The following is an 8,211-nucleotide window of genomic DNA, read 5'->3' as shown; positions in this document are numbered from 1 at the left end:
CCCTCACGAACTCCCCCGCCACGGAGGCCCGCCCCGAGGGTACGTCCCTGTAGCCCATCGGGGCTCTCGCGACATCCATGTCGCATGACCTCCTGAGCGCCGGTTTCGCTCGGCCTTCTGAAGGGGCGTTTCGGAGTACGCGGAGGTTTCTCTGGAAGTCCGAATCGCGGACAAAGTCCGCTCCTACAGTTACAGGGAAGCACGGGCGTAGGAGCGGACCTTGTCCGCGATTGGACTCAACGCTCCCGCCGGACACCCCGGTGACACGGCTTTTCGTAGGATGGCGTTGAGCGAAGCGATACCCATCACCACGGCAGCATGGGTATCGCAAGCTCAACCCATCCTACGAAGAGCCCCTCGGCGCAAGGAGCGGGCTCCGTCCGCGATTGGATTCACCGGCCACGTCGCACACCCCGGAGGCACGGCCAACGGCGCATAACCACAAACGGTCATCCGCCCTACGCCCTGATGCTCTCCCAGGCGATCTGCGCCAGCAGGTCCCGGCAATCCGCCAGCTCCACCCGCGTCCGCCCGGCCAGCCAGTTGCGCACATAGTCGTGGGTGGGGCCTATCACCACCGAGTTGAACAGCTCGAAGGGCATTTCGCGGAAGGCGCCGGCCTGGCGGTGCACCGCCAGCAGCTCGGCGATGCGCCGGCCCTGCTGGCGGTTGGCTTCGCGCAGTTGCTCGCCCATTTCCCCCGCCTCCACCCGGCCGCGGTTGTGCAGGATGAAGCGGGCCCAGTCCGGGTGCGCCACCACCCAGTCGATGTAACAGGTGACGAACAGCTTGACCGTGGCCTCGGCGCCCATGCCCTCGCGCAGCCCGGCGTCGAGCAGGGCCGCGTACTGGCCGATGCCTTCCAGGTAGAGCGCGCCGATGATCCGCTCGCGGTTGCCGAAGTGGTGGTACAGGCTGCCGATGCTGGCGCCGGAGCGGTCGCGGATCATCTCGATGGTGGTAGCGTCCACCCCGGATTCGCTGAAACAGGCCAGCGCGGCCTGGAGGATGTCGTCTTTGCGGGAAGCTCGGCCCATGGGGTTCCTTGTGCGGATCGCTTCTAGAATATTTTTCTAGAATTAATTTCTAGCCTTCGTATACTGCCCTGACACGCCGCCATCCTTCAACCCGAATCCACGCAGCCGGCCAGCCCCAGGAGCATGCAGCATGACAACCCCGCAGCCCCGCGAGATCGACAACGGCCACGGCCAGCGCCTGGCCAGCCACTGGTACCGGCCGCCGGGCGAGATGCTCGGCGCCGCCCTGATCGTCCCGGCCATGGGCGTCGAGCAGCGCTTCTACGGCGCCTTCGCCAACTGGCTGGCCGAGCGCGGCTATCTGGTCGTGACCTTCGATTACCAGGGCATGGGCCAGTCGCGCAGCGGCCCCTTGCGCGAGGTGAAGGCCAACGTCGTCGACTGGGGCCGCCACGATTGCAGCGCCGTGCTCGCGGCGGTGGCCGAGGCCGCGCAGGACAAGCCGCTGTACTGGATCGGCCACAGCCTGGGCGGGCAGATCCTGCCCTTCGTCGACGGCCGCGCGCGCATCACCCGGGCCTTCAGCATCGCCAGCGGCAGCGGCTACTGGCGCGACAACACCGCCGGCCTGCGCGGCCGCGCCTGGCTGCTCTGGCACTTCATCGCGCCGACCGTCACGCCGCTGCTGGGCTACTTCCCGGGCCGCCGCCTGGGCATCGTCGGCGACCTGCCGCGCGGGGTGATCGAGCAATGGCGGCGCTGGTGCCTGCACCCGCAGTACGCCCTGGGCGAAGGTGAGCAGATGCGCATCCGCTATTCGGCGGTGCACACGCCCATCGTTTCGCTGTCGTTCACCGACGACGAGATGATGTCCCAGCGCAGCACCGAGGCCCTGCTCGGCTTCTACCGCAGCGCGCCCAAGGTGAGCCGGCGCATCGCCCCGGAACAGCTGGGGGTGAAGCGCATCGGCCACTTCGGGTTCTTCCGCGAGCAGTTCGCCGACACGCTGTGGGAGGGCTACCTGCTGCCGGAGCTGGGCTGAACGCCCGGCCCCGGCGCGGGTATCAGTCGAGGTTCACCAGCAGCCGGCCGACCAGCTTGCCGGCGAGGATCTGGTGGATGGCGGTGGGCAGGTCGTCGAGGCGGATTTCGCGCACCAGCTCCTCCAGGCGCGGCAGCTTCCACTGCAGCGAGAGCTTGTCCCACATGGACGCCTTGACCACCAGCGGCAGCTCCACCGAGTCCACGCCCAGCAGGTTCACCCCGCGCAGGATAAACGGCAGCACCGTGGCCTTGAACGCGGCGCCGGCGGTCAGCCCGCAGCAGGCCACGCTGCCGCCGTACTGCAGCGACTTGACCACGTTGAACAGGATGTCGCCGCCGACCGTGTCCACCGCGCCGGCCCACTGCTCCTTGAGCAACGGCTTGTCGACGCCGTCGGCAACGGTGGCGCGGTCGATGATCTGCCGCGCGCCCAGGCCGTTGAGGAACTCGGCCTGCTCCAGCTTGCCGGTGGAGGCCGCCACGCTGTAGCCCAGTTGGGCCAGCAACATCACCGCGATGCTGCCGACGCCGCCGCTGGCGCCGGTGACCAGCACCGGGCCGGAGGCCGGGGTCACGCCGGCCCGCTCCAGCTTGTCGACGCACAGCGCCGCGGTCAGGCCGGCGGTGCCGAGGATCATCGCCTCGCGCAGGCTCAGGCCCTGCGGGCGCTTGATCAGCCAGGCGGCCGGCACGCGGACGTACTGGCCGAAGCCGCCCGGGGTGTTCATCCCCAGGTCGTAGCCGGTGACTATCACCTCGTCGCCGGCGACGAACTCACCCACCGAGGATTCCTCCACCACCCCGGCGGCATCAATGCCGGGGGTGTGCGGGTACTTGCGGGTCACGCCACGGTTGCCGCTGGCCGACAACGCATCCTTGTAGTTCAGCGACGAATACCGCACCCGGATCAGCACCTCGCCGGCCGGCAACTGGCTGGTGTCGCGCTCGACCACCTGCTGCTCGTAGATGCCATGCGGGGACTCGGTAACCCAGAGGGCCTTGAATGCACTCATCACGCTCTCCTTCTGCAAAGCCTGCCGCGCGGGCGCCCCTGCGCCCGCGCCGGAATCATTGCCAGTAACGGCTGCGCCCCAGGCGCTCCCACCAGCTCAGCAGCACGCGGTCGATCACCGTGCTGGCGCCCACGCCCAGGCGCTCCTGGACGCTCTTCTTCTGCACGTACTGCAAGTGGTAGACGTCAGCCTCGCGGGCGCGTTCGGCCAGGTACTCGTCGCTGGTCTTCAGCTCGTCCACCAGCTTGCGCCCCAGCGCCGCCTGGCCCAGCCAGACCTCGCCGGTGGCGATTTCCTCGATGGCAAGCTTGGGCCGGTAGTGGGCGACGAAGCCCTTGAACAGCTCGTGGGTGGACTCCAGGTCCTCCTGGAACTTCTCGCGGCCCTTGTCGGTGTTCTCGCCGAACACCGTCAGGGTGCGCTTGTACTCGCCGGCGGTGAGCACCTCGAAATCGATGTCATGCTTCTTCAGCAGGCGGTGCACGTTGGGCAGCTGCGCCACCACGCCGATGGATCCGAGGATGGCGAAGGGCGCGGAAAGGATGCGCTCGCCGATGCAGGCCATCATATAGCCGCCGCTGGCGGCGATCTTGTCGACGCACACGGTCAGCGGCACGCCGGCCTGACGGATGCGCGCCAGTTGCGAGGCGGCCAGGCCGTAGCTGTGGACCATGCCGCCGCCGCTCTCCAGGCGCAGCACCACTTCGTCCTTGGGCGTGGCCAGGCTGAGCAGCGCGGTGATCTCGTTGCGCAGGTGCTCGGTGGCCGAGGCCTTGATGTCGCCATCGAAGTCCAGCACGTAGATGCGGCTCTTCTGCGCGCCGGCCTTCTTCGCCTGCTTGGCCGCCTTGTGCTCGGACTTGCGCAGGGCCTTGAGCTTGTCCTTGTCGAGCACGCTGCCCTGCAGGCGCTCACGCAGGTCCTTGTAGAAGTCGTTGAGCTTGCGCACTTCCAGATGGCCCGAGCTGCGCCGCCCGCGGCCGCGCAGGGCGGCGACCACCACCAGCACCACCAGCACCGCCACCAGCACGGTGAAGGTCCTGGCCAGGAAACCCGCGTAATCCAGAAGAAACTCCACACTTCCCCCTATCGACCTGTGCCCCGCCCGCCGACCGGGCCGGGGAATCCCGCAAGCATACCCAGCCCGCCGGGCCGCAGCCAGCGCTGGCGAACGCCTTCATCAGCGTTGGGAATAGCATTCAAACAAGCGTATGTTTTTTCGTTGACAGCCCAGGGCCTTCCTCATACCCTCGCCGGAACTTTCCCCCTGCCGAGGTCCGTGCGTGGGCAGCATCTATCTGATTCGACATGGCCAGGCTTCGTTCGGCGCCGACGACTACGACGTGCTCTCGGCGACCGGCGTGCGCCAGGCCCAGGTCCTGGGCGAACACCTGGCGGGCCTGGGCCTACGCCTGGACCGCTGCCTGGCCGGCGACCTGCAGCGCCAGCGCCACACCGCCAGCGAAGCCCTGGGGCGCATGCGCGAAGCCGGGCTCGAGGTGCCGGAGCTGGAGATCGACGCCGCCTTCAACGAGTTCGAGGCCGACGCGGTGATCCGCGCCCACCTCGACGACCTGCTGCAGCACGAGCCCCAGGCCCTGCACATCCTGCGCAACGCCGCGCAGCACCGCGGCGAGTTCCAGCGCCTGTTCTCCTACGTGATCGCCCGCTGGGTTTCCGGCGAGCACCACAAGGACGGCCTGGTCAGCTGGCAGGAATTCCTCGGCACCGTGCACGACGGCCTGCAGCGCCTGCTGCGCCAGGCCAGCGGCAAGGACAATATCGCCGTGTTCACCTCCGGCGGGACCATCACCGCCGTGCTCCAGCAGATCGTCGGCATGCCGGCGATCAAGGCCTTCGAGCTGAACTGGCAGATCGTCAACACTTCGCTCAGCCGCCTGAAGTTCCGCGGCGACGAAGTGTCCCTGGCTTCCTTCAACAGTCACGTGCACCTGGAACTGTTGAGGGCGCCGGAGCTCATCACCTATAGATGAGCCCGGCCCATTGCGCCCCCGGGCGCGCGAGAAAACCTAGAAAAGGGATAGAACCATGAGCGTTGCTGACATCGTCTCCACCATGAAGAGCAAATTCAACGCTGGCGCCGCCGCCGGCCTGGACCTGGTCTTCCAGTTCAACATCGAGGACGGCGACAACCACTACCTGGTGGTCAAGGATGGCACCTGCGAAGTCGTGCAGGGCGATGCGCCGAACCCCAACGTCACCCTGATCATGGACAGCGAGACCCTCAAGGGCATCACCAGCGGCGAAACCGACGGCATGCAGGCCTTCATGGCCGGCAAGCTGCGCGCCGAAGGCGACATGATGCTGGCCATGAAGCTGGGCGAGCTGTTCCCGGTCTAACCTGGAGCGCTGCCTGCCGGCACGAGAAACCGGGGCCCCGCGGCTCCGGTTTTTTTTCGCCCGCGCCGCTCTGGCAAAGGCGTATCAGGCAGCCTGATCGGGGTCCAACACGCTCGCCAATAACGCCCTGCGGCGCTTGTGGGGGTAGCAGGCGAGCATTAGATTAGCCAATTATCTCGGGACACCATTATTGCCCTGCATGATGGATCCCGGGCGCCGCTGCCCCGGCAACTACCGACTACAAGAAAGGGATAAGCATGTCGCTGACTGACCAGTCCACCCGCATCCGCCAAGGCGAAGAGCTCGACGCCGCGGTCATCGATCCCTACCTGAAGGCCCACATTCCCGGCCTGCAGGGCGAGCCGAAGATCAGCCAGTTCCCTGGCGGCGCCTCGAACCTGACCTACCTGCTGGAATACCCCAGCCACGAGCTGGTGCTGCGCCGCCCGCCGTTCGGCCGCAAGGCCAAGTCGGCCCACGACATGGGCCGCGAGTACCGCATCCTCAACCAGCTCAACGCCGGCTTCCCGTACTGCCCGAAAGCCTACGTGCACTGCACCGACGAGTCGGTGATCGGCGCCGAGTTCTACGTGATGGAGCGCGTCAACGGCATCATCCTGCGCGCCGACCTGCCGCCGGAGCTCAAGCTCGACGCGCAGCAGGCCAACACCCTGTGCAAGAACTTCATCGACCGCTTCGTGGAACTGCACAACGTCGACTACCAGGCCTGCGGCCTGGGCGACCTGGGCAAGCCCGAGGGCTACGTGCAGCGCCAGATCGAAGGCTGGAGCGACCGCTACGAGAAGGCCCTGACCCCCGACGCGCCGAGCTGGGAAGCGGTCAAGGCCTGGCTGCGCGAGAAGATGCCGGCCGACCACCCCAAGCCGGGCATCGTGCACAACGACTACCGCTTCGACAACGTCATCCTCGACCCCAAGGACCCGATGCGCATTATCGGCGTGCTGGACTGGGAGCTGACCACCATCGGCGACCCGCTGATGGACCTGGGCAACACCCTCGCCTACTGGATCGAAGCCGACGACCCGGCGCCGGTGCAGCTCATGCGCCGCCAGCCGAGCCACCTGCCGGGCATGCTGACGCGCCAGCAGTTCGCCGACTACTACGCCGAACGCGCCGGCCTGCCGCGCATCGACAACCTCGACTTCTACTACACCTACGGCCTGTTCCGCCTGGCCGGCATCGTGCAGCAGATCTACTACCGCTACTTCCACGGCCAGACCCAGGACAAGCGCTTCGCCCAGTTCATCCACATGAACAAGCTGCTGGAGCAGATGAGCCTGCAGGTCATCGGCAAATCGCGCCTGTAACGACGATCACAACAAGGGGAACCCCATGTCCAAGACCAACCTGTTCGACCTCGACGGCAAGATCGCCTTCGTCTCCGGCGCCAGCCGCGGCATCGGCGAGGCCATCGCCAAGCTGCTGGCCCAGCAAGGCGCCCACGTGATCGTCTCCAGCCGCAAGATCGAGGGCTGCCAGGAAGTGGCCGACGCCATCAATGCCGCCGGCGGCAAGGCCACCGCCATCGCCTGCCACATCGGCGAGATGGAGCAGATCCAGAGCGTCTTCGCGCAGATCCGCGAGCAGTTCGGCCGCCTGGACATCCTGGTCAACAACGCCGCCACCAACCCGCAGTTCTGCAACGTGCTGGATACCGACCTGGGCGCCTTCCAGAAGACCGTGGACGTGAACATCCGCGGCTACTACTTCATGTCCATCGAAGGCGGCAAGCTGATGAAGGAGAACGGCGGCGGCAGCATCATCAACGTCGCCTCGATCAACGGCGTCAGCCCCGGCGAGTTCCAGGGCATCTACTCGGTGACCAAGGCCGCGGTGATCAGCATGACCAAGGTCTTCGCCAAGGAATGCGCGCAGTTCGGCATTCGCTGCAACGCCCTGCTGCCGGGCCTGACCGACACCAAGTTCGCCTCGGCCCTGGTGAAGAACGACGCCATCCGCAACGCCGCCCTGCAGCGCATCCCGCTCAAGCGCGTGGCCGAGCCGAGCGAAATGGCCGGCGCCGTGCTGTACCTGGCCAGCAACGCCTCCAGCTACACCACCGGCGTGGCGCTGAACGTCGACGGCGGGTTCCTCGCTTGATCGCGCAAGCGCAATGAACAAGGGAGCCTTCGGGCTCCCTTTTTCGTTGGGCGATCCGTCGATGCACGGATGCGCGCGCGGGTGGGGCGGCGTAGCGGATCTCATCCGCGAATCGCGCCGGGATGTCCGGCTATCGCGGACAAGGTCCGCTCCTACGGGGGAAGGAATACCGTGCCATCCAACGACCTGTAGCGGGCCCTGCCCGCGAAATCGCGCGCAGGGCGCGCTCCTACCAGAGAATGGCGCGGGTGGGCGGCGTAGGAGCGGATCTTATCCGCGAATCGCGCCGGGATGTCCGGCTATCGCGGACAAGGTCCGCTCCTACGAGGGAAGGAATACCGTGCCATCCAACGACCTGTAGGAGCGGGCCCTGCCCGCGATTTCGCGCGCAGGGCGCGCTCCTACAGGGGAATGGCGCGGGTGGGCGGCGTAGGAGCGGATCTTATCCGCGAACCGCGCCGGGGCGTCCGGCTATCGCGGACAAGGTCCGCTCCTACGGGGGAAGGAATACCGTGCCTCCCGGCGATCTGTAGGAGCGGGCCCTGCCCGCGATTTCGCGCGCAGGGCGCGCTCCTATGTATGGACTCACCCCCACCGTCAACCCGCTTTTGAACATGAAAACCCGACTGCATCTATGTATTAGGCCTGTTCGAGGAAGCCACGTCGGGCTTCTGGCCAACATTGGGTAAGCCCGC

The 8,211-nt window shown here is 66.8% G+C and carries 8 protein-coding genes; 5 read left to right on the top strand and 3 right to left on the bottom strand.

The genetic code is table 11. The annotated features are described in order from the left end of the window. Positions 1–458: 458 nt before the first annotated feature. Positions 459–1,037 (bottom strand): TetR/AcrR family transcriptional regulator, encoded by a 579-nt coding sequence (locus QSJ95_RS32400; protein ID WP_285647855.1) that lies wholly within the window; start codon positions 1,035–1,037, stop codon positions 459–461. A gap of 130 nt (positions 1,038–1,167) precedes the next feature. Here QSJ95_RS32400 and QSJ95_RS32395 point away from each other — a divergent pair, with 130 nt between their 5' ends. Then, entirely contained in the window at positions 1,168–2,019 is an 852-nt protein-coding gene (locus tag QSJ95_RS32395) for an alpha/beta hydrolase family protein (RefSeq protein ID WP_285647853.1), read from the top strand. 22 nt (positions 2,020–2,041) lie between these two features. Here the strand turns inward: QSJ95_RS32395 and QSJ95_RS32390 are convergent, their stop codons facing one another. Together QSJ95_RS32390 and sohB are read right to left on the bottom strand one after the other, a co-directional pair. Then, the gene (locus QSJ95_RS32390) at positions 2,042–3,034 is read right to left on the bottom strand and encodes a YhdH/YhfP family quinone oxidoreductase (RefSeq protein WP_058072499.1); all 993 of its coding nucleotides are present in this window, start codon (positions 3,032–3,034) and stop codon (positions 2,042–2,044) included. A 55-nt stretch (positions 3,035–3,089) separates the two neighbouring features. Further along, positions 3,090–4,112 carry a protease SohB gene (sohB, locus tag QSJ95_RS32385; protein WP_058072500.1) on the bottom strand — a complete coding sequence of 341 codons (1,023 nt, stop codon included), beginning with the start codon at positions 4,110–4,112 and terminating at the stop codon, positions 3,090–3,092. 205 nt (positions 4,113–4,317) lie between these two features. On the opposite strand from sohB, the gene QSJ95_RS32380 reads away from it, so the two are divergent. From QSJ95_RS32380 to QSJ95_RS32365, 4 genes are all read left to right on the top strand, one after another. Further along, a complete protein-coding gene (locus QSJ95_RS32380; protein ID WP_267852372.1) occupies positions 4,318–5,028 on the top strand; it encodes a histidine phosphatase family protein in 711 nt (236 codons plus the stop codon). A gap of 55 nt (positions 5,029–5,083) precedes the next feature. After that, entirely contained in the window at positions 5,084–5,395 is a 312-nt protein-coding gene (locus tag QSJ95_RS32375; RefSeq protein WP_009619228.1) for an SCP2 sterol-binding domain-containing protein, read from the top strand. 257 nt (positions 5,396–5,652) lie between these two features. After that, entirely contained in the window at positions 5,653–6,723 is a 1,071-nt protein-coding gene (locus QSJ95_RS32370) for a phosphotransferase family protein (RefSeq protein ID WP_009619226.1), read from the top strand. 25 nt (positions 6,724–6,748) lie between these two features. Continuing rightward, entirely contained in the window at positions 6,749–7,516 is a 768-nt protein-coding gene (locus QSJ95_RS32365; RefSeq protein ID WP_285647837.1) for an SDR family oxidoreductase, read from the top strand. The last annotated feature ends 695 nt before the right edge of the window (positions 7,517–8,211 follow it).

It is taken from the genome of Pseudomonas sp. NBRC 100443 (assembly GCF_030268185.1).
GTDB lineage: Bacteria > Pseudomonadota > Gammaproteobacteria > Pseudomonadales > Pseudomonadaceae > Pseudomonas > Pseudomonas citronellolis.
Note: the sequence above shows the minus strand (reverse complement) of the source record. Positions and strands in the feature narration are given on the sequence as shown.

Excerpts from the sequence above, each read along its gene's own strand:
- QSJ95_RS32395 (WP_285647853.1), top strand. The coding sequence starts at position 1,168 with ATGACAACCCCGCAGCCCCGCGAGATCGACAACGGCCACGGCCAGCGC.
- QSJ95_RS32375 (WP_009619228.1), top strand. The coding sequence starts at position 5,084 with ATGAGCGTTGCTGACATCGTCTCCACCATGAAGAGCAAATTCAACGCT.
- QSJ95_RS32390 (WP_058072499.1), bottom strand. The coding sequence starts at position 3,034 with ATGAGTGCATTCAAGGCCCTCTGGGTTACCGAGTCCCCGCATGGCATC.
- QSJ95_RS32400 (WP_285647855.1), bottom strand. The coding sequence starts at position 1,037 with ATGGGCCGAGCTTCCCGCAAAGACGACATCCTCCAGGCCGCGCTGGCC.
- QSJ95_RS32365 (WP_285647837.1), top strand. The coding sequence starts at position 6,749 with ATGTCCAAGACCAACCTGTTCGACCTCGACGGCAAGATCGCCTTCGTC.
- QSJ95_RS32370 (WP_009619226.1), top strand. The coding sequence starts at position 5,653 with ATGTCGCTGACTGACCAGTCCACCCGCATCCGCCAAGGCGAAGAGCTC.